A 23,273-nucleotide genomic window follows, 5' to 3' on the forward strand; every position below is an offset into this window, starting at 1 on the left:
GCCCGCGGCCACGAAACGGATTTGTGATGGGCGCTGACACAATTTCAGCCGCCGTCGCCCTCCATGATGACGGTGACGATAGGAGGGGAGTGCCCCATGATCGACACCCCGACGCGGCGCGTTGTACTTGGAGCGGGAGTCTTCGCGGCCGGTTCGCTGCTCGCGATTGATCGCAGTCTGGCTCAGGCCCCGCTAGCCCCGACGCCTGCATGCCACGACGGCGACGAAGTAACACTGTCGCAAACCGAAGGGCCATACTTCAAGCCGTCGTCGCCTGAGCGAACCGAACTGTTCGAAGAGGGCATGGCGGGGCAGCCGATCGAACTGGTTGGCTTCGTGCTCTCCCGCGCCTGCAAACCGCTGGCCGGCGCCTTGCTGGATTTCTGGCAGGCGGACGATAAAGGCCGCTACGATAATTCCGGTTTCCGCCTGCGTGGCCATCAGTTCACTGACGCGGAAGGCCGCTATCGATTGCGCAGCATCGTGCCCGGCGCCTATGTCGGCCGTACTCGTCATATCCACGTGAAAGTGCAGCCGCGCGGCGGCCGCGTGCTGACCACCCAGCTCTATTTCCCGGGCGAAGTGCTGAACCGCTCCGACGGCCTGTTCCGCAAGGAACTGCTGGTGCGCACGGCCAAGAACACGGGCTGGCTCGCCGGACGTTTCGACTTCGTGGTCGGGTAGCGGCGCCGCGCCAGGCGCCGTAAAACATTTGTTGAACGGGTGGCCGAGGTATGTTATACATTTCGTATAACGGAGCTTGCGCCATGAACGAGCAACCGAAAGTTACGCCCGATCCCCGCGGTCAAGTGATCGGAACCGTCGAAATCAAGAAGATTGGTAATTCCTCGGGGATCATCCTCCCGAAGGATGTACTTGCTCGGATGCACGTCAGCGTCGGCGATAAACTCTATGCGACTCTAACGCCCGACGGTGGTTTTCGGCTAACCCCGCATGACCCGGATTTCGAGAAGGCGATGGAAGTCGCCCGGCGTGGCATGAAGCGCTATCACAACGCGTTGGCCGAGCTTGCTAAATGACTGAGCCGTTCTGGCTCACTCGCCAGATGATCGTTGCCATTCACGACGAGCAACTCACGATACACGGCGGTGCGAGCGGATTGCGCGATGAGGGCATGCTTGAATCTGCCCTCGATCGACCGAAGAACAGATGGGCATACGAGCAGGCTGAACTGGCCGAGTTGGCTGCAGCCTATGCTTTCGGCATTGCCCGCAATCATCCCTTCGTCGACGGCAACGAGCGAACGTCACTGCTGGCGCTGTACACCTTTCTCGGCGTCAACGGCGTCGACTTCATTGTGCCCGAGGCAGAGGCGGCCGCCATCATTCTCTCCCTCGCCGCAGGCGAGGTCAGCGAGGAAAGCCTGACCCGCTGGATCCGGGATAATTGGCCTTCCGAATGACCCGATAGGCAGGGGGCCGTTGCCCTGCCAAACGCTTTGCGGTAATTGCACGCGAGAAACGCGGATTTTGACTGGGGATACCGATGGCAGACCATAACGAAGTGGCCTACACGACCGCTGACGGCAATGACTATGAGGCCCATGAGCAGACCTATGAAGGGTTCATCATGCTGGTCAAATACGGCACCATCGCCGTCGTGATCATCGTGGCCCTGATGGGCTACTTTCTGACCTGACGCATCGCTGCCTGCACCGCCACCCCGGCGGTGGCCAGAAAATGCACGCATGCCGGTTGCGAAACCGGTATCCAACTAAGCGAAAAAGACGCTAGTTTGCTTGCGCGCGCGCCTGCCGCGCCGGGAGGCCTCATGAAGATTGCCGTTGCCAAGGAAATCGATCCGTCCGAGCCGCGGGTTGCCGCCTCCCCGGACACCGTGAAGAAATTCAAGGCACTCGGTGCCGAAGTCGCGATCGAGCCGGGCGCGGGCATCAAGTCGGGCCTGCCGGATTCCGAATTCACCGCGGTGGGCGCCACCATCAGCGCGGACGCGCTGAAGGACGCCGACATCATCATCAAGGTGAAGCGGCCTGAAGCGAGCGAACTTTCGCAATACAAGCGCGGCGCGCTGGTCATCGCGATCATGGACCCCTACGGCAATGAAGCGGCGCTGAAGACGATCGCGGATGCCGGCGTCGCGGCGTTTGCGATGGAATTGATGCCGCGCATTACGCGCGCGCAGGTGATGGACGTGCTGTCCTCGCAGGCGAACCTCGCCGGCTATCGCGCGGTGATCGAGGCGGCCGAATCCTTTGGCCGCGCGTTCCCGATGATGATGACCGCGGCCGGCACCGTTCCGGCGGCGAAAGTGTTCGTGATGGGCGTCGGCGTGGCCGGCCTGCAGGCGATCGCGACCGCGCGCCGGCTCGGCGCCGTGGTCACCGCGACCGACGTGCGCCCGGCCACAAAAGAGCAGGTCGAATCGCTCGGCGCAAAGTTCCTCGCGGTCGAGGACGAGGAATTCAAGAACGCGCAGACCGCCGGCGGCTACGCCAAGGAAATGTCGAAAGAGTACCAGGCCAAGCAGGCCGCGCTCACCGCCGAACACATCAAGAAGCAGGACATCATCATCACCACCGCGCTGATCCCGGGCCGCCCGGCGCCGCGGCTCGTCACCTCGGACATGGTGAAGTCGATGAAGCCGGGCTCGGTGCTGATCGATCTCGCGATCGAACGCGGCGGCAATGTCGAGGGCGCGAAGCCTGGCGAAGTCGTCGACGCCGACGGCATCAAGATCGTCGGCTATACGAATGTGGCCGGCCGTGTCGCGCAGTCGGCCTCCAGCCTTTATGCCCGCAACCTGTTTTCGTTCATCGAGACCATGGTCGACAAGCCGAACAAGGCGCTCGCGGTCAATTGGGATGACGAACTGGTGAAAGCCACTGCGCTGACCAAGGACGGCGCCGTCATCCACCCGAACTTCCAGCCGAAAGCCTAAGGAGAGAATCCATGGAGCATGTCGCCCAGGCCGTCGATCCCTTCGTATTCCGGCTGTCGATTTTCGTCCTCGCCGTCTTCGTCGGCTACTTCGTAGTCTGGTCGGTGACCCCTGCGCTGCATACGCCGCTGATGTCGGTGACGAATGCGATCTCCTCGGTGATCGTGGTCGGCGCGCTGCTCGCGGTCGGCGTCCCCATGATCTCAAGCGGCAGCGGCTGGGCGCGCGGCTTCGGCTTTATCGCGCTGATCTTCGCCTGTGTGAATATCTTCGGCGGCTTCCTTGTCACCCAGCGCATGCTGGCGATGTACAAGAAGAAAGCCAAGTGAGCGGCGTGCACCTCGGGGTGACGAAGACAAAGGGGACCTGAGATGAACGCCAATCTGGCTGCAATTCTGTATCTCGTGGCGGGTGTGCTGTTCATCCTGTCGCTGCGCGGTTTGTCCAGTCCAGCGTCGTCCCGCCAGGGCAATCTGTTCGGCATGATCGGCATGGCGATCGCGGTCGCGACCACGCTCGCCATTCATCCGCCGGCGGATGGTATCGCCTGGGTGCTGGTCATCCTCGGCATCGCCATCGGCGGCGGTGTCGGCGCGGTGATCGCGCGGCGGGTGCCGATGACCTCGATGCCCGAACTGGTCGCCGCCTTCCACTCGCTGGTCGGCATGGCCGCAGTGCTGGTCGCCGCCGGCGCCTTCTATGCGCCCGAAGCCTTCGACATCGGCAAGCCCGGCGCCATTCACGCATCCAGCCTCGTCGAAATGTCGCTCGGCGTCGCCATCGGAGCGCTGACCTTCACCGGCTCGGTGATCGCGTTCCTGAAGCTTTCCGCGCGCATGAGCGGCGCGCCGATCATCCTGCCCGGTCGCCACATCATCAACATCGCGCTCGCGCTGGCGCTGGTGTTCTTCATTTTCGGCCTGGTCCGGTCCGGCAGCGCGCTCGACTTCTGGCTGATCACGATCATCGCGCTGGTGCTCGGCGTGCTCATGATCATCCCGATCGGCGGCGCCGACATGCCGGTCGTGATCTCGATGCTGAATTCCTATTCCGGCTGGGCCGCGGCCGGCATCGGCTTCACGCTCGGCAACTCCGCACTGATCATCACCGGTGCGCTGGTCGGCTCCTCGGGCGCGATCCTGTCCTACATCATGTGCCACGCGATGAACCGTTCCTTTATCTCGGTCATCCTCGGCGGCTTCGGCGGCGAAACCGCCGCGGCCGGCGGTGGCGGCGGCGAGCAGAAGCCCGCCAAGCTGGGCTCGGCCGACGATGCGGCCTTCATCATGAAGAACGCGCAGAAGGTGATCATCGTGCCGGGCTACGGCATGGCGGTGGCGCAGGCCCAGCATGCGCTGCGCGAAATGGGCGACCTCCTGAAGAAGGAAGGCGTCGAGGTGAAGTACGCCATCCACCCGGTTGCGGGGCGCATGCCCGGCCACATGAACGTGCTGCTGGCGGAAGCCAACGTGCCCTATGACGAGGTGTTCGAGCTCGAGGACATCAACTCCGAATTCGCGCAGGCCGACATCGCCTTCGTGATCGGCGCCAACGACGTCACCAACCCGGCGGCAGAGGAAGACAAGACCTCGCCGATCTACGGCATGCCGGTGCTGCAGGTCTGGAAGGCCGGCACCGTGATGTTCATCAAGCGCTCGCTGGCCTCGGGCTATGCCGGCATCGACAATCCGCTGTTCTATCGCGATAATACCATGATGTTGCTCGGCGACGCCAAGAAGGTCACCGAGAACATCGTCAAGGGGATGTAGGTCGCGCGCAGGAAATTCATGACCGTACTGAAATGGCTGCTGATCGTCGTCTCAGTCGGTTACGTCTGCGGTCTGCTCGCCCTGTTCTTCGCGCAGCGCGCCGTTCTGTTTCCGGTGCCGACGACCGCGCGCACGGCGCCGCCAGCGGCGGGCTTTCCGGAAGCCGAAGAACATATCCTGACCACGGCTGACGGTGAGAAGGTTATCGTCTGGCACGTTCCGGCGAGGCCGGGCCGTCCGGTCGTCCTCTACTTCCATGGCAATGGCGATTATCTCGCCGGCTTCTTCGGCCGCTTTCGCAGCATCATCGCCGACGGGACCGGGGTCATCGCATTGTCCTATCGCGGCTATGCGGGCTCGACCGGGCAACCGAGCGAGCACGGAGTGCTGCAGGACGCAGCTGTCGCCTATGCCTTTGCGGCCGCACGCTATCGCGCCGACGACATCGTCGTCTGGGGTTTTTCGCTCGGCACCGGCGTTGCGGTGGCGCTTGCAGCGGAGCAGCGCATCGGAAGGCTGATCCTGGAAGCTCCCTATACGTCGATCGCCGATGTCGCCGCGTCGGCGTTCTGGTTCGCACCGGTGCGTCTATTTATGCGGGATCAGTTCCGTTCCGACGCGCAGATCGCAAGCGTCAAGGTTCCGCTGCTCGTCATGCACGGCGCGCTCGATCCCACGATACCCGTTGCCTTTGGCGAGCGGCTGTTTGCGCTGGCGAACGAGCCGAAACGGTTTGTCCGGCTTGCCCGGGGCGGTCATAACGATCTGGATAATTTCGGCGCGATTGAAATCGCGCGAAATTTCATCAACCTTGCGAAGGGGTGATGGCTGCCCTCAGGGACGCATCTTGTGTCCACGACCCATTGGGGAGTTGACCGCATGAGCGCACACGGACCAATGCCGAAATCGGCCTGGATATTCCCGGCGCTGGCGGTGCTGCTGTTTGCCGTGGCCACCGGCCTCGGGCTCGGCTTTACGCCGTCGGCCGGCGGGCTGTTGTTCGCGGCCGTGCTGCTGGCGGTCCTGTTCGGCACGGTGTTCGCAGCCGTGCATCATGCCGAGGTGATCGCCGAGCGGATCGGCGAGCCCTACGGCACGCTATTGTTGACGCTTGCGGTCACCATTATCGAGGTCGCGCTGATCGCCACCATCATGCTCGGCGAAAAGCCGCAGCCCGCGTTGGCGCGCGACACCGTGTTTGCGGTGGTGATGATCGTGTGCAACGGCCTCGTCGGCCTCTGCATCTTCATTGGCGGCCTGCGCTATCGCGAGCAGGATTTCCAGGTTTCCGGCGCCAACCTTTATCTCAGCGTGCTGTTCGTGCTGGCGACCATTACGCTGATCATGCCCAATTATACACTGACGGCGCCGGGGCCGATCTATTCGTCGGCGCAGCTTGGCTTTGTGGACCTGGTCACGCTCATGCTCTACGGCGTGTTCCTTTATACCCAGACGATCCGGCACAGTGATTATTTCATCAAGGGAGGCGCCGGTGCTGCCACCGAAACCTCATCCCTGTCGAACCGGATGCTGGCGCTCAGCATTGCGCTGCTGCTTGTCTCGCTGCTTGCCGTGGTGCTTCTGGCAAAGAAATTTTCGCTCGTAGTCGATGTCGTAACCGCGATGATCGGCGCCCCACCGGCGTTCGCGGGCGTACTGGTCGCGCTCCTCATCCTGCTCCCGGAGGGGGTCACCGCCATTGCAGCCGCGCGCAACAACGATCTGCAGAAGAGTATCAATCTCGCGCTCGGATCGTCGCTGGCGACCATCGGGCTGACTATTCCCGCGGTCGGCCTGGCGACCTACGCGCTCGACAAGGAACTGGTGCTCGGGCTCAACGGCCAGGGCATGGTACTGCTGCTGCTCACGTTCTTCCTGAGCATGCTCACCTTCGGCACCGGCCGCACCAACATCCTGTTCGGACTGGTGCATATGGTGGTGTTTGCCGTATTCGTGTTTATGGTGTTCGTGCCGTAGTTCCCCTGGAGTGAACCCGATATGCTTGCCGCCAAATCCGACGTTCAGGTCGACACCCCCGAAGTCCGCGTCACCGAGTGGCGGCTGGCGCCGGGCAGCGCCACCGGCCATCACACCCACGGGATGGATTACGTGATCGTGCCGGTGACCTCCGGCGAAATGACCATCGTCGCGCCAACCGGCGAACGCACCAAGGCGCAGCTCGGGGCCGGCAAATCCTACTTCCGGAAGGCGGGCGTCCAGCACGACGTGCTCAACGAGACGGCAGCCGAGATCGTGTTTCTGGAGGTCGAACTGAAGCCCTGACCAACCGCCGTGGAGCCGTGGCCCCGGGGGCCGGCCGGCGGCGGGAACCCGTTAACCCCCCTGAAACGAAACCTGGATTTTCCAGATCGATCCAGGCCGGCGTTGCCCGGCCTGCACGGGAACTGCTGAATTGCCACCGATCCGTCGCAGTTGATCCCTCAATGTGCCTCAAAGTTCCTGCAATTGAGGGACCGCGGGGAGTGGCCTGAATGTTGAATTACCTGAAGAAGTTCGCCGTAGACATCTTTCCCTCGGTGGCTGCGACCGTCATCGGGGCCTACATCGTCAACCACTACATCGTGACCAAGCCCAGCGCGGATGCTCCTGCCGCGGCGGCGTCGACTGCCAATCCCAAGGGGGATGGCAAGGCGGAAGCCAAATCCGACGCCAAGTCCGAATCCGCCAAGTCCGAATCCAAGTCGGCCGACACCACGGCCAGTGTCAGCAACCTCCCGGCCGCCGGCGTCAAGGCGAGGGGAATCTCCGAGAAAGCCATCATGGAGAAGACCGCTGCCGAACGGCCGGCGGTGGTCGAAAAGGCCCAGGAAAAGACTGAAGCCAAAGCCGAAGCAAAGGCAGACGCCAAGCCTGACACCAAGTCCTCCGACACCAAGTCCGCCGATTCCAAGTCCGATGCGAAATCGGCCGAAAGTCCGGCCGACGCCGACCAGAGCCGCCATGCAGCGGCGCCGCGCGAAAAGGAAAAGATCAGAGTCATATTGCCGTCGCCCGTGCAGCCCAAGAATTCCTCTCCCGTGAATTCCTCTCCCGTGCATTCCTCGGCGGCGCCGGTTGTGGCGGCCGCGCCGGCTGGCCCGGTCGAGACCGCGGCTGCACCGGATGAACGGCGCGATGCCAACGATCTGGCGCGTGCTGCGATCGAGCGCCTGCGCGCCAACGGCGAAGCCTCTCCGCGCGCCGCGGAGACGGCTCGCGCTCCCGAGGCGCCCAGGGTCGCGAACGCGCCTGTCGCTACGAACGCGCCCGTGGGTGCCAATGCGGCTGCAGCCGCGAATGCGCCTGCGCTTCGTCCGCTGCCGCCGCCGATCATGGTCTCGGGCTCGCCGGCCGGCGAGCCCTATGGTCAAGCTCCGTCACCGGCGCGGCCGCCTTATGCCGACGCCGTCAACCCGAACCGCCCGACCCCGCCCGCCGATATTCCGGTCTCGCGCCCGCTCGATCTGCGTGCCGAAGTGGCCGAACCTTCCGTGCGCGAACGCGCCACGGCGGCTGCCGAGGACGCGCTGTCGACGGCGAAGTCGATCTTCCACGCGGTGCTGCCGAAATAAAGTCTATGGCGTCTTCGGGCGAGGCATGCCCTCGGATTTGATCCGGGGGCTTGTGCTTGGCGCAAGCAAAGCTGCAGCCAGATTCCGATTCAATCAAAACCGGAAAAACCTTAGCCGCCGGTGCGCGCGAGGCCGCTTCGCGCGGCTTCGTCCTTGGGGCGGAGCGCGAGCGCGCGGCCGTAGGAGGTGAACGCCTTGGCCTTGTCGCCCAGACGTTCATAGGTGACGCCGCGAGCCGACCAGGCTTGCGCGCTGTTGGAGTCGGCCTGCACCGCCTCGTCGAGATCGGAAGCGGCTTCCTTTGCCTTGTCGATGGCGAGGTAGCTGGTTGCACGCGCCAGCAGCGGCTCGACCCGTTGTGGCGTCAGGCCGTTGGCTGCGGTGAAATCCGCGATCGCCTGCTCATGCCGCTTGTCGGTCTGATAGATCAGCCCGCGGCCGTACAGGGCCTGCACATTGTAGGGATCGAGTGCCAGCGCGCGGTCGAATTCCGCCAGCGCTTCTTCGGTCTTGCCGGATTTGGCGAGAGTCTGGCCGCGCGTGGCGTAGCCTTGGGCGTCGCCGGCGCCTTGCCCGCTGATCGTGCCGGTCGGCTTCTGCTCGGCGGCCTGTGGCTTCTCCTTGTCCGCCCCCCATGATCCCAGGTCGAACGAACAGCCGCCGAGAGGAAAGGTGAGAACGATCGCCAGCAGCGCGATGGGTACGGCCGTGAAGCGCGAAGCGCAGGGCGTGAAGCGCGAAGCGCAGGGAAAGGCATTGCAATCCGTAACGGCCATGCAGCGGAATACTCTCGCTTGTCCAATGCAGCATAGATAACCCGATGAGTCGCAAAATGCATCGGTCAAAATAGCAGCAATGGCCGAAGGAGATGTGGATCGAGCGCGCTGCTCATACCGGAGCCGATTATTCCATACGGCTGGATCTGCGATGGCGAAAACAAAAACGGCCCAAACAAAAACGCGGGCCCCGAGGCCCGCGTTTTCAATTCAAACCCTGTAGATGCTCAGCGCGGTCCGCGCGGACCTGCGCCCGGGCCACCACGGCCGCCAGCGCCACCACGGTCGCCACCGGGACCAGCGCCGAACACCGGCTTGGGCTTCATCGGCAGCAGGCCTTCGCGCTGCAGCTTCTTGCGGGCCAGCTTGCGCGCGCGGCGCACGGCTTCGGCCTTTTCACGGGCCTTCTTCTCGGAGGGCTTTTCGTAGTGTCCGCGGAGCTTCATCTCGCGGAAAATACCCTCGCGCTGCATCTTCTTCTTCAGCGCCTTGAGGGCTTGATCGACATTGTTATCGCGGACGAGAACCTGCACGCGGCATCCTCTTTCAATTGATCGGATAGGAATTCTGGTAAAGTGAAGGGCCGGCGAAAGGCCTGGCCCTTACCCTGAGCGCGGGCATGTACCAGACAAATCCGCAGATGTCCACCTGGGAAGCCGGTTTCCGGCCCCGGAAAGCCACTAATATCAGCGGGATTCGGCCGGTGCTCCCCGGTTTTTTCAAATAACGAGCCCTTCACGGGCTCTCTCTAGCATCCGGCAACCTAAACATGCAGGAGGCGAGTATGAACACCAAAAAATATACCGCTGAAGCGATCGGCACGTTTTGGCTCACTTTTGCGGGATGCGGCAGCGCGGTCATCGCCGCCGGTTTTCCGCAGGTCGGTATCGGCCTGGTTGGCGTGTCCCTGGCGTTCGGCCTGAGCGTCGTCACCATGGCCTATGCGATCGGCCACATTTCGGGATGCCATCTCAACCCCGCCGTCACGATCGGCCTCGCGGCCGGCGGACGGTTTCCGGCGCAGCAGATCGTTCCTTACGTGATCGCGCAGGTGATCGGCGCGGTCGTTGCCGCGGCGTTGCTCTATGTGATCGCAAGCGGCGCGCCCGGCTTCGATCTGGCCAAGGGCTTTGCCTCCAACGGCTATGACGCGCATTCGCCCGGGCAGTACAACATGATGGTCTGCTTCATCACCGAGGTGGTGATGACCATGATGTTCCTGTTCATCATCATGGGGGCCACCCACGGCAAGGCGCCCGCGGGCTTTGCGCCGCTCGCTATCGGCCTGGCGCTGGTGATGATCCATCTCGTCAGCATTCCCGTCACCAACACGTCGGTAAATCCCGCGCGCAGCACCGGGCCTGCGCTGTTCGTCGGCGGCTGGGCGCTGGCGCAGCTCTGGCTGTTCTGGGTTGCGCCGCTGATCGGCGGTGCGCTCGGCGGCGTGATCTATCGCTGGCTCAGCGAGGAGCCGGCCGGTGTCGTGGAAGGCTTGAAGACGGCCTGATCTTTTAAACGCGCCGGCGAAGCAGGGCAGGCACGCTATTTCTTGCTTGCCGGAGCCACTTCGGTGACATGGCCCATCTTGCGGCCCGGCCGCGGCGCGCCCTTGCCGTAGAGGTGAACCGTGGCGCCGGGCACCGTCAGCCATTGCTCGTAGTCGAGGATGTCGTCGCCGATCAGGTTGGTCATGGTGACCTGGCCGTGACGTACCGGCTTGCCGAGCGGCCAGCCGGCGATCGCCCTGATGTGCTGCTCGAACTGGGAGATCGAGGCGCCGTCCAGCGTCCAGTGGCCGGAATTATGCACCCGTGGCGCAATCTCGTTGACCAGCACATGCGGTCCGCCGTTTCCGGCGACCACGAACAATTCGACTGCAAGCACGCCGACATAGTCAAGCGCGTTGGCGATCTTCTCGGCGACCGCACGCGCGTCTGCGGTCAGCGCATCCGAGATCGCAGCGGGCACGCGCGAGAATTTCAGGATGTGATCGCGGTGCTCGTTTTCGGTGACATCGTAGCATTCGACCTGACCGTCGACTGAGCGCGCGGCGATCACAGAGATCTCGCGCTCGAATGGAACGAAGGCTTCGAGGATCGCGGATTTGGTGCCGAGGTCTTGCCAGACTTGAGCGGGGTCGTCGCCTTCGCGAATGATCGCCTGGCCCTTGCCGTCATAGCCGAAGCGGCGGGTCTTGATCACGGCGGGAAGGCCGATGCGTGCAATGGCGCTCTGCAGCGTTTCCACCGACGACACGTCAGCATAGTCGGCGGTGTCGATGCCGAGCCGCTTGACGAAATCTTTTTCGATCAGCCGGTCCTGCGTGGTTTCGAGGATCCTCTGCGCCGGCAATACCGGACGCCGCGCGGCCAGCACCATGGCGGTGGCGGCCGGCACGTTCTCGAATTCATAGGTGATGACATCGACATCGTTGGCGAACAACTCCAGCGCCTCGACGTCGGCATATTCGGCACAGGTCGCGTTAAGCACCACGTCGAAGGCGGGCGAATCCGGGTCCGGCGAAAACACCTGGCATCTGAGGCCAAGGCGCGCCGCCGCCATCGCCAGCATCCGGCCCAATTGTCCACCGCCGAGAATTCCGATGGTATCGCCCGGCTTCAGCTTCACCTTGCCTGAAGCCGTCACGCCGATCCCTCCGGGCGCTCGTTGACGGCGTCGGTCTGCTGCTTGCGCCAGGCGGCCAATCGCGTTGCCAGCGCCGCGTCATTCAGCGCGAGCACGCTTGCTGCGAGCAGTGCGGCGTTGATGGCGCCGGCCTTTCCGATCGCCAGCGTGCCGACGGGAACGCCGGCCGGCATCTGCACGATCGAGTACAGCGAATCGATCCCCGACAGCGCCCTGGATTCGACGGGAACACCGAACACCGGCAGTTCCGTCAGCGCCGCCGCCATGCCCGGCAAATGCGCCGCGCCGCCGGCGCCGGCGATAATGACCTTGAAGCCGGCCGCCTTGGCGCCCTTGGCGAAGGCGAACAGCCGGTCCGGGGTCCGGTGGGCCGAGACGATGCGCTTTTCGCAGTCGATCCCGAGCGCCGTCAGCGTCTCGGCGGCGTGGCGCATGGTCTCCCAGTCGGACTGGCTGCCCATGATGATGGCGATGGGTGCGGTCATCTCGTCAATTCTGTTCGGGAATCCAGAAACATAGGCCGATTATAGGGTCGACCCGGGGCTCATCCAAGGCGTGGCAAGGGATCAGGAATGGACTATCCTGTCTTGGTGAATCCCGGCAAGCCTTCATAAGCAAGCCTGCACAGGGAAGGCCATGAAGAAGAAAACCAGGGCGACCGCCTCCAGGGCCGGAAAACGCCTCAAAAGCGCGGCTTCCGGGCAAAAAGCCGCACCGCGGCGGTCATCCGCGCCGGGATCCCGGCCGCCGGCAGTGTCTAACGGCACCAAGGCGACGATTCGCCGGCTGAAGGCGGAACTGGCCCGGACGCAGGCGCAGATCGAGGAACTTCAGGCCTCCGCCGATACCGACTTCCTGCTGGGCATCCCGAACCGGCGCGGCTTCGAGCGCGAGCTCAATCGCGCGATTGCCTACATCAAGCGCTATCGTGCCGGCGGTGCCTTGGTCGTGCTCGACGTCGATCGCTTGAAGCCGATCAACGACGCCTTCGGACACGCCGCAGGCGACCAGGTGCTCAAGGCCATCGTCACGACGCTGCTCGCGCAGGTGCGCGCTTCCGATGTGGTCGGCCGGCTCGGCGGCGACGAGTTCGCGCTGCTGTTGTGGAATCTCAGCGAGACCGATGCCAGGGCCAAGGCGGCCGCGCTGGAGGAAGCGATCGATCGCCTCGCCTTCGAGTTCGATGGCCGCACCATTACCGCGGGCGCCTCCGCGGGCGTCTCTGTTCTCGATACCCACTCCGAAGCCGGCCGCGCGCTGGAAGCGGCCGACAGCGCCATGTATGTGCGCAAGGCGCTGCGGCGGCACGAGGCGTCGTGAAGAGCTTGAGATCTGTAGGGTGGGCAAAGGCGCGCTTGCGCCGTGCCCACCGTATATCTGGCAAGCATGATGGTGGGCACGCTTGCGCGTTGCCCACCTACGAATGCCGACGATCCCTACAGCCCGCTGAGATCATCCGGCACATCGCCGAACTTGCGCAGCAACTTCGCGTCGCCGAATTCGCCGATCATCGGATCGCCGCTGCGGCTGAAGGCGACGGCGCCGATGCTGCCGGCCATTCGCGACATCATCTCGGCGCGCCGTAACGCGGTCGTCGGGCTCTGGCATTCTTCCGCGGCTCCCGCCATCGGCGAACCGCTATCGTCCTGCAGGAATGGCATTGCGACGTAATAAGTGACATCGGCCATTGGTTCGCTCCGGGTTTGGTGGATCAGGCAGCGTCGCTCTCCGTATGGGAGGTTCGCGCCGGCACGCAGCCGGCGGCGATTGCCACCTGCAATTCCTCCAGTTCGGTTTCCAGATACTCGTTCGCCATGATCAGCGCCTTGATGGTCGAGCGTAGATTGCCGTCGCACATCGCGATGGCCTGGTCGCAGGCCTGCTCGTAACGGCTGTTGTCGGACAGGGGAGGGGTGACGGACATGGATGATGTGACGGACATGGCGGAACTCCCGAGGCTGGCGGCAGGGTGATATGTTCCCTTTTTGTTCTTGTGAAGTCAAGCCGCATCCGCCCACCGGAAACCTGTTTTTTTCGATTGGCCGTCCGGCAAGATTCTTCGCGACGCCGGGTGGTGTGGATGTCGGGGAAAAATATCTGCCGGAAGGCGGACGATCTTTGCGAACCGAATTGGCCGAACCAGGCAAGCGCAACGATCAGGCGATGATATCGGGCGTGATCTGGTCTTCGATGAAGGCGATGCGGTCGCGCAATTGCAGTTTGCGTTTTTTCAGCCGCTGCAACCGCAGCAAGTCCGGCGCCGGCGACTGATGCAGCGCGTCGATCGCCGCATCGAGATCGCGATGCTCCTGCTGCAGCCGGGCGAGCTCGTTTTCTAGCTCACGCTCATCATCGTCGGTCATGGTGTACGTTAGCTGAAAGCGCGATGAGGTTGTGAACGGATTATTCCTGGAGCGCGATAACTCTTCCTCGAATAGTCATCCCGCTCCAGCTCTTTGATTTGAGCACAATCTCCGCGACAAACGCTGAACGCGTTGGCGCGGAGATCATGCTCTGGGCTGGCAGTGAATATCGTCCCTGCGAGGCCGGTCCGCAAGCTGACCGGGTTCCCATACTCACGTTTGGTTACAGATAAATCCGAAAATATGACAGGCGCGATTCTGGATAACCATCGACAGATTCGCGGTCTGGTGTACACTCCCTCGTCCGGATCGAATCTGAGGTTCACCCACCGAGGAGATTTCGTATGGCACTACAGGCGCATCTTGTTGAACTTGAACGTAAACACAAGATCCTCGAGAATGAATTGCACGAAGCGCTCGTGCACCTCTCCACAGACGACCTGCAAATTGTCGAGTTGAAGCGCCGCAAGTTGATGGTCAAGGATGAGATCGAGCGGTTGAAGCATACCGTCGGCGAAACTCTCCACTAATCAGTCCAGCAAAGTATCGAAAATTCCCACGCGACCGGATGGGCGCCGCTGCGCTCATCCGTCCGCTCGCGGCCTGTTACATCGCCGCCAGCGCGCCGACATGATCGGCGATCGCGAGCGACGATGTCAGTCCCGGCGATTCGATACCGAACAGATTGATCAGCCCGGCGACGCCGTGATCGGCTGGGCCCTGAATTAGAAAATCCTGGGTAGCGACGGCCGGCGGCACGATCTTCGGCCGGATTCCGGAATAACTCGGCACCAGCGCGCCGTCCGGCAGCGTCGGCCAGTAGCGCCGGATCGCAGGATAGAATCGCTCGGCACGGGCAGGATCCACCGCATAGTCGATGCTCTCGATCCATTCCACGTCGGGGCCGAAACGCGCCTGTCCCGCCATGTCGAGCGTCAGGTGCACGCCCAATCCGCCGGGCTCCGGCACCGGATAGATCAGGTGTGAAAACGGGGCCCGCGCGCTGCAGCTGAAATAATTGCCCTTGGCCAGATAGGCGCAGGGGATCAGCCCGATCGGCATGCCTTCGATGCTGCGCGCCAACGCGGGCGCGCCCAGCCCCGCCGCGTTGACGAGCAGGTTGCATGCAAGCGTCATCGGCACGTCGCCGCCGGCTTCGATTTCGATCCGGCCGGCGCCGGCCCGGGCGCTCAACAGCGGCGTGTGGAATGCGTAAGCCGCGCCGGCTTCTTCCGCGTCGCCCCGCAGCGCCAGCATGTAGGCGTGGCTGTCGATGATGCCGGTGGACGGCGAGAGCAGGGCGGCATCGCAGTTGAGCGCGGGCTCCAGCGCGCGCGCCGCCTCGCCCGTCAGCAACTGCAGATCGTCGACGCCATTGGCTTCGGCATGCGCGCGGATCGACTGCAGTTTTTCGGTTTCGCTTGGTGTCGTCGCAACGATCAGCTTGCCGCAATTGCGATGGGGAATGCCGTGGTCGCGGCAATACTGGTAGAGCGCGCGCTTGCCGCTCACGCACATCTGCGCCATCAGGCTGCCCGCGCGGTAATAGATGCCGGCGTGGATCACCTCGCTGTTGCGGGAGGAGGTGATGGTGCCGATGCCCTCAGCGGCCTCGAGCACGATCACTTCGCGGCCCGCCTGGGCCAGCCGTCGCGCGATCGCAAGCCCGATCACCCCCGCTCCGACGACGACGCTATCGACCTTGTCCATGTCAGCTTCGGACCTGAGAATCCGGCGTGGGGATCGGCGCCTGCCACGCACGGCAATCGTCGTTTCGTCCGCCGGAGCAGCCAAACAACCCGTTGGTTTGGTTCGAAATAGGCCGCGAACGCCGTCTTGTTAGTGAAGCATTAATCATGTCAGGCCAATTGCCGTAATTTGGGTCGCATTTTAGAATTGCAGGGGTAGTCATTTACCCGATCCAAACCCGTCAAGCCAGACACTCCGCCCGGAAACCTCGGGTGGGTAATGGCTAACAGGAACCGGCAGGCAGGACGGAAGAATTCGATTCCGGCGCAGGCCCTCGTCTGTCTGCTCGCCATTGCTGCGCCGTGCGGAATTGCGTGGGCTGCCGCGCCTTCCGCGGGCTTTGCCCCGGCGAGCTATATCGGCGAACTCGATCCCAATCTGGTGTGGGAACTCCTGCTCGGGGGGATTGCCGTCGTTTCCTTCCTGGTCGCGATCGGGATCTGGATGCTGGCGGCGTTGCGCGGGGCCAAGAGCGCACAATTGCAGCGTAGCGCATTCATCGGTTCGGCGCTCAACACGCTCAACCAGGGCGTGATGATCACCAACGCGCAAAACCGCGTGGTCTTCTGCAACGACCGCTTTCTCGAAATGTACGGGCTCAGCCGCGCCGAGATTTCGAGATCCATGACCGGCCGCGAACTGGCCGAACTGCGCCTCGCGCGGGGCCTGATCAATCTTACCGTCGACGAGTTCAGCAAGCTTGCCCGCCGCCCGGAAGGCGTCGTCACCGAACTGCCGGGCGGGCGATCGGTGCTATCGAAGATCTTCAACCTGCCCAATGGCGGGACGATCGGAACGCACGAGGATTGCACGGAGCAGCGCCAGCTGTCGCGCAAACTGGCATCGACCACCAAATTTCTGGAATCGGTGCTCGACAACGTTCCGGTCTGCGTCGCCGCCAAGAACATCGACGACGGCCGCTATATCTTCGCCAACCGCGCGTTCGAACGATTCTCGCGCTTCTCCCGCGATCACATCATCGGCAAGCGCGCCGACGAAATCTTCCGGCCGGAAACCGCGAACAGCATCGAGACGGCGGACCAGGCGGCGATAACGGCGCCGGAAGGCTATCATCGCAGTGAATATTCCGTCGAGCGGGGCGACGACAAGCGCGTTCTGTCCTCCAATCGCGTGGTCGCGCGCAACGAGAACAACAAGCCTGAATTCCTGATCTCGCTGTTCGACGACGTCACCGATCGGCGGTCGCTGTCGCGCGAGCTCGAAAACACCAAGAAGTTCCTGGAACTGGTGGTAGACAACATCCCGGTGTCGCTGATCGTGGAGCGCATCAGCGACGGGCGGTATCTGCTCGCCAACCGCAGCGCCGAGACCATTCTCAATCGCCGCCGCGAGGATGCCACCGGCCTTACCGCCGCCGACATCTTCAATCCGCGCGAAGCCAAGCTGATCATCGCGCGCGACGAGGCCGCGATCAAGAAGCGCGGCCTGCTCACCGAAGAGCACCCGATCTCCACCAAGGATGGGCTGCGGCTGTTCCTGACCCGCCGCATGACGGTTCTCGACGAGGCCGGCGAGCCGCAATACCTGATCAAGACCCACGAGGACGTCACCGACCGCCGCCAGACCGAATCGCGGATGGCGCACATGGCCTATCATGACGGCCTGACCGATCTGCCGAACCGCGCCGCCTTCCTGCAGGCGCTGGCGCAGATGATCGAGGCCTGCGCCGGCACCGACGAAGAATTTGCCGTGCTATGCGTCGACCTCGACGGCCTGAAGGAAATCAACGACGTGTTCGGCCATGCGATGGGCGACAAGCTGCTGATCGAGGTCGCCGGCCGCATCCAGGCCTGCGCCCGTGGCGGCGTGGTGGCCCGGCTGTCCGGTGACGAGTTCGGCCTGATCATCGACGGCAAGCAGCCGGAGGCCGGCAACGCGCTCGCCGAAAAACTCGCGCAAACGCTGTCGGACGAATTCGTGATCGACGGCAAGTCGGTGCGCACCGGTGTCACTACCGGCATCTCGGTATTTCCGCATCACGGCTCGGAGGCGGCTTCGCTGCTCGCCAATTCCGGCGCGGCGCTGTTCCGCGCCAAGCAGAAGTCGCGCGGCTCGATCAGCATCTTCGCGCCCGAGATGGATCAGCAGATCCGCGACCGCCGCGTGCTGCATCAGGATCTCTCGATGGCGATCAGGAACGGCGAATTGTCGTTGCACTATCAGCCGCAGGCCGCGTCGGGCGCAACGATCGCGGCCAGCAAGGTCATCGGCTTCGAGGCGCTGGCGCGCTGGATGCATCCGATGCGCGGCTTCGTGTCGCCGGGCGAGTTCATTCCGCTGGCGGAAGAAAGCGGCCTGATCGTCGAAATGGGCGTCTGGATCCTGCGCGAAGCCTGCCGGGAGGCCGCCTCCTGGCCGGTGCCGATGCAGATCGCCGTCAACCTGTCGCCGGCGCAGTTCATGCACGGCGACGTGGTCAGCCTGGTGCATTCGATCCTGCTCGAAACTGGCCTCGCCCCTGACCGGCTCGAGCTCGAAATCACCGAGGGCGTGCTGATCGAGGATTTCGATCGTGGCCTCGCGCTGTTGCGGCGGCTGAAGGCGCTCGGCGTGCGCATCTCGATGGACGATTTCGGCTCCGGCTATTCCTCGCTGAGCTATCTGCAGGCGTTCCCGTTCGACAAGATCAAGATCGACCGCGCCTTTGTCATGAATCTCGGCCGCAACCCGCAATCGGCGGCGATCGTCCGCGCCGTCATCGATCTCGGCCACGGCCTCGAAATGTCGATCGTTGCCGAAGGCGTGGAGACCCAGGAGCAACTCAGCTTCCTCGCGGACGAGGGCTGCGACGCGGTGCAGGGCTATTTCCTCGGCAAGCCCCAGCCGATCGGGCACTACGACGCGCTGGTCGGCCGCAGCGCCGCAAACGGCGTCGAAAGCGAACGCAAGCTCGCCAGCGCCTGATTTCGCGAAATCGCAGCCGCGTTGCATCGGGTGCAAGGCCCACAGATGCGACGGCATGCGTGACATCGGGCTTTTCGCGATTTGATTTCGCGAGAACCTGGCTTGCCTTCCCTTGAGGGCCCGGCTATTTTGGCTCGATACCTGATCGAGATAGGGAGGGCTGCGCGGTGACGACATTTTTGCGGCACTATCGCCAGCTCGGCCCTGTCAACGCCCTGCAAATGAGTTTGCAGGGCTGACCAGAGGCTTTTCCGAAAATCTCTTCCTGGTCTGCCCTCGTGGCAATGCGGCGTCGAACGCCTGATCGTTCGTGCCCGCATTTGTGTAGCTCGCCGCGCTCCAACACGAACATCCGACGATGGCTGTATGCCCCGGACGCCGTGTTTGGCCGGCAAGACCAGGGAAACGATCATGACCCTTATCAATATTCGCAATCTTGGCGTGACGTTGAACGCGCCGCTGTTTTCCCGACTGGACCTTTCCGTCAATCCCGGTGACCGCATCGGGCTCGTCGCAGCCAATGGGCGCGGCAAGACCACGCTGCTGCGCTGCATTGCAGGCATGGCGGAGCCGAGCGATGGCGAGATCATCCGGTCGCGCGGGCTGACCATCGGCTATGTCGAGCAGGATGTACCGTCTGCGCTCGCGGATACGCCGTTCCATGCGGCGGTGCTCGACATGCTTCCCGTTGAACGACGGGCAAGTGAAGGCTGGAGGGTCGACGTTGCCCTGGAATCGCTTGATGTGCCCGAGGCGCTGCGGGAGAGGCCGCTGAATCAACTAAGCGGCGGTTGGCAGCGGTTTGCCATGCTTGCCCGCATCGTGGTGGCCGAGGCTGATGTGTTGTTGCTCGACGAGCCGACCAACCATTTGGACCTCGCCAGGATTTGTCAGCTTGAAGCGTGGCTGAACGCGCTGCCACGGGATATGCCGGTCGTGATATCGAGCCATGACCGCGCCTTTCTCGACGCAACCACGAACCGCACGGTATTCTTGCGGCCCGAGCGGACGCAGATATTTTCGCTGCCCTATACGCAGGCGCGCGCCGCGCTGAGCGAGGCGGATGCCTCGGATGAGCGCCGCTACCGGCGTGACCTGAAGGCTGCCGGGCAGCTTCGTCAGCACGCTGCAAAGCTCAACAATATCGGCGTCAATTCCGGTAGTGACCTTCTGTTGCAGAAGACGAAGCAACTGAAGCAGCGGGCCGAGAAGCTGGAAGATGCGGCAAAGCCCGCCCACCTGGAACGATCCGCAGGGACGATCAAGCTCGCCAACCGCGAAACGCGCGCCAAAGTTCTGATTGCGCTGGACGATGCCGCTGTCGCGGCCCCGGACGGCAGGTTGTTGTTCAAGACCGGCAAGCAGTTCATCTGCAAGGAAGACCGGATCGTGCTGCTGGGGCCGAACGGGGCGGGCAAGACCCGGCTTGTAGCGATGCTGCGTCAAGCGATCGAAAACCCGGAAGCCACGCAAGCCGGCATCAAGGTCTCGCAGTCGCTGGCGCTCGGCTATTGTGAACAGAATCTTGCCGATCTTTCCGATGCCGACACGCCGATGCACACGATCGTCGGCCGTTTCGAGGTCGGCGATCAGCGTGCGCGCGCCTTGCTCGCCGGCGCAGGCCTGTCGGTTGCGATGCAAAGCCGTCCGATCGGCCGGCTTTCGGGCGGACAGAAGGCGCGTCTCGGCATGCTTCTGCTGCGGCTCGCCCAGCCAAACTTCTATCTGCTCGATGAGCCCACCAATCACCTGGATATCGAAGGACAGGAAGCGCTGGAAGACGAATTGCTGGCGCATCAGGCAAGCTGCCTGCTGGTTTCACACGACCGCAACTTCGTGCGAACGGTAGGAAACCGGTTCTGGCTGATCGAAAAGAAGAGGCTGGTGGAACTGGAAGGACCGGAGCGCTTTTTCGCATCGGTCGGCGCAACCGGCTAGCGCGGCGGCTGCCCGGTTTTGCCTGGACTTGATTCATTTCCAGGAGCGACATCCACTTTTGGCCATCATGCCCTAGTGTAGTGATATCAGATTCTCTCTCACTAGCCTTGCGTATGGCGGACTACGATCTCGCGATCATTGGCGGCGGATTGAACGGCGTCAGCATCGCGCGCGACGCCGCTGGACGGGGCTTGCGCGTGATCCTGCTGGAGCAGGGCGATCTCGGCGCGGGCGCCTCCTCGGCCTCGCCGCGGCTGATCCATGGCGATCTCGCAGGCCTGGAGCGCCGGCATTTCCTTCGCGTCCGTTCGGCGCTGGCCGAGCGCGACGTCTGGCTCAGGATAGCGCCGCATCTGGTTCGCCCGATGCGGTTTGCTATCCCTGCCCATTCCGACGAACGCCCGGCCTGGCAGTTGCGCTCATGGCTGCTGTTGTACGACCGGCTGGCCTCGCGCAGCGGTCTGCCGGCCTCGGCGACCGTCGACGTCACCCACCATCCCGTGGGCAACGCGCTGAAGCGCCCGTTCGGCACCGCCTTCGAATATTCTGACTGCGTCGTGGACGATTCCCGGCTGGTGGTTCTCATCGCCGTCGATGCTGCGGCGCGTGGCGCGGTGATTCGCACCGGCGCGCGCTGCACCCGGGCCGAACGCGGCAAGGAATGGCGGCTGGCGACGAAAGATCGCGGCTTTCGCCAGATCGTCACGGCCAGGGCGGTCGCCAACGCTACCGGCGCCTGGACGCCGTCGGTCGCCGAGACGGTGTTGCGCGTGCCGCCGCCTAAGGTGGCCGCCGTACAGATGGACCAGATCGTCGTCCGCCGCCTGTTCGACAGCGACAACGTCTATGTGTTCCAGAACAGCGACGGACAGCTGATTTTCGCCAGTCCCTATGAGCGCGATTTTACCCTGATCGGCACCGCCAGCCATGCCTTCAAGGGCGATCCCGCCATCGTCGCGATGGCGGCTGGCGACGTCGCCTATCTCTGCGATGCGGCGAACCGCTATTTCCGCGAGCGGATCGAGACGGTCGACGTGGTGCGCACGCTTTCGGGCGCCAACATGGTGCCGGCTTCCGCAGGCGGGCGACATCAGCGCGATGGGGCGATAACGCTCGACCATGGGCGCGGCAACGCGCCGCTGCTCAATATTTTCGGCGGCGACGTCACCACCTCGCGGCTGCGCGCGGAGCGGGCGGTGTCGAAGCTGACGCCGTTCTATCCGATGTCGGCGCGCTGGACCGCGAAGGCACCGCTGCCCGGCGGCGATTTTGCCTGGGATTGTTTTGACAACGAGGTGGATGAAGTACGCGAGCGCTGGCGGTTTCTCGGCGAGGACCAGGCGAGGCGTCTGGTCGCCGCCTACGGGTCGAACGCCAAGGAGATCCTCGGTGACGTCAAGGCGCGCAGCGACCTCGGCCCGGCCTTCGGGCCGGAATTGACGGGAGCCGAAGTACGCTATCTCATGCAAAAGGAATGGGCGCGTTTTCCGGACGACGTCTTGTGGCGGCGCACCAAGCTCGGCCTCACCATGCCGCCGGCGGATCGCGAGGCGCTGGCTGCGTTCATGGCGGCGCCCGTGTGAAGAATGGATCGGACATGCGGCGTGTGATCAGGCCAACTGTTTTCCTGGCCATTATCGGCCTGCTCGGGGGCATAGCCTATCGCTACTTCATTGACGATCCGATCGAAGCAACGCTGCCGTACTATCTCCGGAGCAGCTTGCATGGGATGGGCATAACACTGGCCGCCTGGGGTGTTCATCTCTATTTCACGTCGCGACGAAGTGCGTGGATCAGCAAGTGGCCGCTGCTGATGGATCTGGCGGTGCGCTCCGCGACCATGGCTATCGTCGTCGCGAGCACGGCGCTGGTCTTGCAGGTGACGCTGTACGCAGAATGGATCAAGACGAAGTGGCTGATCGAGCAGCTTCCCGGCATCGTTGCGATCAGCTTCTTCCCGTCCCTGCTCGTCTTGTCAGCCTTTGAACTGACACGGCTGATCGGAAGCCGTGTGCTGTTCAATGTGGCGCTTGGGCGATACCGAAGCCCGGTGCGGGAAGCGCGCGTGCTGATGTTCCTTGATCTCGCAGGCTCGACCTCGCTCGCCGAGTCGATGGGAGAATTGCGCGTGCAGGGGCTGCTCACCCGGTTCTTCTTCGACATCGACGGCGCGATCGTCGCGCATGGCGGCGAGGTTCACGCCTATGTCGGCGACGAGGTCATCGTGACGTGGCCGCTCGACGAGCGGATGTCGGGCGGACGCTGCATCGACTGCTTCTTCGCGATTGCCGACAGCATTGCGGAAAAAGCGGACTCGTATCGCCAGGAGTTCGGCATGGTGCCGAGCTTCCGCGCCGGTCTGCATGCCGGTCACGTGGTGATCAGCGAGTGCGGCAGCTCACGCCGACAGCTTGCCTATTTCGGCGATACCGTGAACGTGACGGCGCGGCTGCAGGAGCACTGCAAGGAGGTCGGCCGGAATTTGCTGGTGTCGGCCGAGTTGTTGCGCCACATGAAGCTCAAGCCGGCTTTCGCCGTGGAAGCACTCGGGGAGGCGCGCTTGCGGGGTCGCGCGGCGGCCATCGAGGTATTTGCCGTCGAGCGCCGTAGCTGATC

At 63.5% G+C, this 23,273-nt stretch carries 26 protein-coding genes; 18 read left to right on the forward strand and 8 right to left on the reverse strand.

The window, feature by feature from the left end; all coding sequences use genetic code 11:
- Positions 1 to 96: 96 nt before the first annotated feature.
- The 11 genes from V1294_RS08485 to V1294_RS08535 all read left to right on the forward strand — a co-directional run bounded on the left by V1294_RS08485 (position 97) and on the right by V1294_RS08535 (position 8,260).
- Positions 97 to 684, forward strand: a complete 588-nt coding sequence (locus V1294_RS08485) for a dioxygenase family protein (RefSeq protein WP_334496354.1) — start codon at positions 97 to 99, stop codon at positions 682 to 684.
- An 83-nt stretch (positions 685 to 767) separates the two neighbouring features.
- Positions 768 to 1,040, forward strand: a complete 273-nt coding sequence (locus V1294_RS08490; RefSeq protein WP_334477136.1) for an AbrB/MazE/SpoVT family DNA-binding domain-containing protein — start codon at positions 768 to 770, stop codon at positions 1,038 to 1,040.
- Positions 1,037 to 1,423, forward strand: coding sequence for a type II toxin-antitoxin system death-on-curing family toxin (locus V1294_RS08495; RefSeq protein WP_334496356.1), 387 nt, complete (start codon positions 1,037 to 1,039; stop codon positions 1,421 to 1,423). Before V1294_RS08490 ends, V1294_RS08495 begins: the two co-directional genes overlap by 4 nt.
- 83 nt (positions 1,424 to 1,506) lie before the next feature.
- Positions 1,507 to 1,659: an aa3-type cytochrome c oxidase subunit IV gene (locus tag V1294_RS08500; protein ID WP_108514134.1), complete on the forward strand. Its 153-nt coding sequence runs from the start codon at positions 1,507 to 1,509 to the stop codon at positions 1,657 to 1,659.
- 132 nt (positions 1,660 to 1,791) lie between these two features.
- Positions 1,792 to 2,919, forward strand: a complete 1,128-nt coding sequence (locus tag V1294_RS08505; RefSeq protein WP_334477140.1) for a Re/Si-specific NAD(P)(+) transhydrogenase subunit alpha — start codon at positions 1,792 to 1,794, stop codon at positions 2,917 to 2,919.
- 11 nt (positions 2,920 to 2,930) lie between these two features.
- Entirely contained in the window at positions 2,931 to 3,248 is a 318-nt protein-coding gene (locus V1294_RS08510; RefSeq protein WP_212419221.1) for a proton-translocating transhydrogenase family protein, read from the forward strand.
- A gap of 42 nt (positions 3,249 to 3,290) precedes the next feature.
- A complete protein-coding gene (locus tag V1294_RS08515; protein ID WP_334496358.1) occupies positions 3,291 to 4,688 on the forward strand; it encodes an NAD(P)(+) transhydrogenase (Re/Si-specific) subunit beta in 1,398 nt (465 codons plus the stop codon).
- Between the two features lie 18 nt (positions 4,689 to 4,706).
- Positions 4,707 to 5,513 (forward strand): alpha/beta hydrolase, encoded by an 807-nt coding sequence (locus V1294_RS08520; protein WP_334496360.1) that lies wholly within the window; start codon positions 4,707 to 4,709, stop codon positions 5,511 to 5,513.
- A 54-nt stretch (positions 5,514 to 5,567) separates the two neighbouring features.
- Entirely contained in the window at positions 5,568 to 6,665 is a 1,098-nt protein-coding gene (locus tag V1294_RS08525; protein WP_334496362.1) for a calcium:proton antiporter, read from the forward strand.
- A 21-nt stretch (positions 6,666 to 6,686) separates the two neighbouring features.
- Positions 6,687 to 6,971 (forward strand): cupin domain-containing protein, encoded by a 285-nt coding sequence (locus tag V1294_RS08530; RefSeq protein WP_334477147.1) that lies wholly within the window; start codon positions 6,687 to 6,689, stop codon positions 6,969 to 6,971.
- A 209-nt stretch (positions 6,972 to 7,180) separates the two neighbouring features.
- Entirely contained in the window at positions 7,181 to 8,260 is a 1,080-nt protein-coding gene (locus tag V1294_RS08535; protein WP_334496364.1) for a hypothetical protein, read from the forward strand.
- Between the two features lie 110 nt (positions 8,261 to 8,370).
- Here the strand turns inward: V1294_RS08535 and V1294_RS08540 are convergent, their stop codons facing one another.
- Both V1294_RS08540 and rpsU read right to left on the reverse strand, forming a co-directional pair.
- On the reverse strand, positions 8,371 to 9,036 hold the full coding sequence (locus tag V1294_RS08540; RefSeq protein ID WP_334496366.1) for a tetratricopeptide repeat protein: 666 nt from the start codon (positions 9,034 to 9,036) through the stop codon (positions 8,371 to 8,373).
- Between the two features lie 227 nt (positions 9,037 to 9,263).
- Complete coding sequence (gene rpsU / locus V1294_RS08545) at positions 9,264 to 9,569, reverse strand: 30S ribosomal protein S21 (protein ID WP_057838472.1); 306 nt, start codon at positions 9,567 to 9,569, stop codon at positions 9,264 to 9,266.
- 251 nt (positions 9,570 to 9,820) lie between these two features.
- Here rpsU and aqpZ point away from each other — a divergent pair, with 251 nt between their 5' ends.
- Positions 9,821 to 10,543: an aquaporin Z gene (gene aqpZ / locus V1294_RS08550; protein WP_334477156.1), complete on the forward strand. Its 723-nt coding sequence runs from the start codon at positions 9,821 to 9,823 to the stop codon at positions 10,541 to 10,543.
- A 35-nt stretch (positions 10,544 to 10,578) separates the two neighbouring features.
- Here the strand turns inward: aqpZ and V1294_RS08555 are convergent, their stop codons facing one another.
- A complete protein-coding gene (locus V1294_RS08555) occupies positions 10,579 to 11,682 on the reverse strand; it encodes a 5-(carboxyamino)imidazole ribonucleotide synthase (RefSeq protein WP_334496368.1) in 1,104 nt (367 codons plus the stop codon).
- Positions 11,679 to 12,167 (reverse strand): 5-(carboxyamino)imidazole ribonucleotide mutase, encoded by a 489-nt coding sequence (gene purE, locus V1294_RS08560; protein ID WP_334477158.1) that lies wholly within the window; start codon positions 12,165 to 12,167, stop codon positions 11,679 to 11,681. The genes V1294_RS08555 and purE overlap by 4 nt, the downstream gene beginning before the upstream one ends.
- 151 nt (positions 12,168 to 12,318) lie before the next feature.
- Here purE and V1294_RS08565 point away from each other — a divergent pair, with 151 nt between their 5' ends.
- Positions 12,319 to 13,002, forward strand: coding sequence for a GGDEF domain-containing protein (locus V1294_RS08565; protein WP_334477160.1), 684 nt, complete (start codon positions 12,319 to 12,321; stop codon positions 13,000 to 13,002).
- 116 nt (positions 13,003 to 13,118) lie between these two features.
- On the opposite strand, the gene V1294_RS08570 is transcribed toward V1294_RS08565, so the two are convergent.
- The 3 genes from V1294_RS08570 to V1294_RS08580 all read right to left on the reverse strand — a co-directional run bounded on the left by V1294_RS08570 (position 13,119) and on the right by V1294_RS08580 (position 14,045).
- A complete protein-coding gene (locus V1294_RS08570; protein ID WP_108514122.1) occupies positions 13,119 to 13,370 on the reverse strand; it encodes a hypothetical protein in 252 nt (83 codons plus the stop codon).
- 23 nt (positions 13,371 to 13,393) lie between these two features.
- A complete protein-coding gene (locus tag V1294_RS08575) occupies positions 13,394 to 13,606 on the reverse strand; it encodes a hypothetical protein (protein WP_334504556.1) in 213 nt (70 codons plus the stop codon).
- 232 nt (positions 13,607 to 13,838) lie between these two features.
- Positions 13,839 to 14,045, reverse strand: a complete 207-nt coding sequence (locus V1294_RS08580; protein WP_057851906.1) for a YdcH family protein — start codon at positions 14,043 to 14,045, stop codon at positions 13,839 to 13,841.
- A gap of 344 nt (positions 14,046 to 14,389) precedes the next feature.
- Between V1294_RS08580 and V1294_RS08585 the strand changes: the two genes are divergently transcribed.
- Positions 14,390 to 14,575, forward strand: coding sequence for a YdcH family protein (locus V1294_RS08585; protein ID WP_108514121.1), 186 nt, complete (start codon positions 14,390 to 14,392; stop codon positions 14,573 to 14,575).
- 76 nt (positions 14,576 to 14,651) lie between these two features.
- On the opposite strand, the gene V1294_RS08590 is transcribed toward V1294_RS08585, so the two are convergent.
- Positions 14,652 to 15,755, reverse strand: a complete 1,104-nt coding sequence (locus tag V1294_RS08590; RefSeq protein WP_334496370.1) for an NAD(P)/FAD-dependent oxidoreductase — start codon at positions 15,753 to 15,755, stop codon at positions 14,652 to 14,654.
- A gap of 258 nt (positions 15,756 to 16,013) precedes the next feature.
- Here V1294_RS08590 and V1294_RS08595 point away from each other — a divergent pair, with 258 nt between their 5' ends.
- The 4 genes from V1294_RS08595 (at position 16,014) to V1294_RS08610 (ending at position 23,271) form a co-directional block, all read left to right on the forward strand.
- Positions 16,014 to 18,719, forward strand: coding sequence for a sensor domain-containing protein (locus V1294_RS08595; protein ID WP_334496372.1), 2,706 nt, complete (start codon positions 16,014 to 16,016; stop codon positions 18,717 to 18,719).
- Between the two features lie 411 nt (positions 18,720 to 19,130).
- A complete protein-coding gene (locus tag V1294_RS08600; protein ID WP_334496374.1) occupies positions 19,131 to 20,657 on the forward strand; it encodes an ABC-F family ATP-binding cassette domain-containing protein in 1,527 nt (508 codons plus the stop codon).
- 113 nt (positions 20,658 to 20,770) lie between these two features.
- A complete protein-coding gene (locus V1294_RS08605; RefSeq protein WP_334496376.1) occupies positions 20,771 to 22,240 on the forward strand; it encodes a glycerol-3-phosphate dehydrogenase in 1,470 nt (489 codons plus the stop codon).
- A gap of 14 nt (positions 22,241 to 22,254) precedes the next feature.
- The gene (locus V1294_RS08610; RefSeq protein WP_334496378.1) at positions 22,255 to 23,271 is read left to right on the forward strand and encodes an adenylate/guanylate cyclase domain-containing protein; all 1,017 of its coding nucleotides are present in this window, start codon (positions 22,255 to 22,257) and stop codon (positions 23,269 to 23,271) included.
- The last annotated feature ends 2 nt before the right edge of the window (positions 23,272 to 23,273 follow it).

The sequence above is a fragment of the Bradyrhizobium sp. AZCC 1678 genome (genome assembly GCF_036924765.1).
Taxonomy (GTDB): Bacteria; Pseudomonadota; Alphaproteobacteria; order Rhizobiales; family Xanthobacteraceae; genus Bradyrhizobium; species Bradyrhizobium algeriense.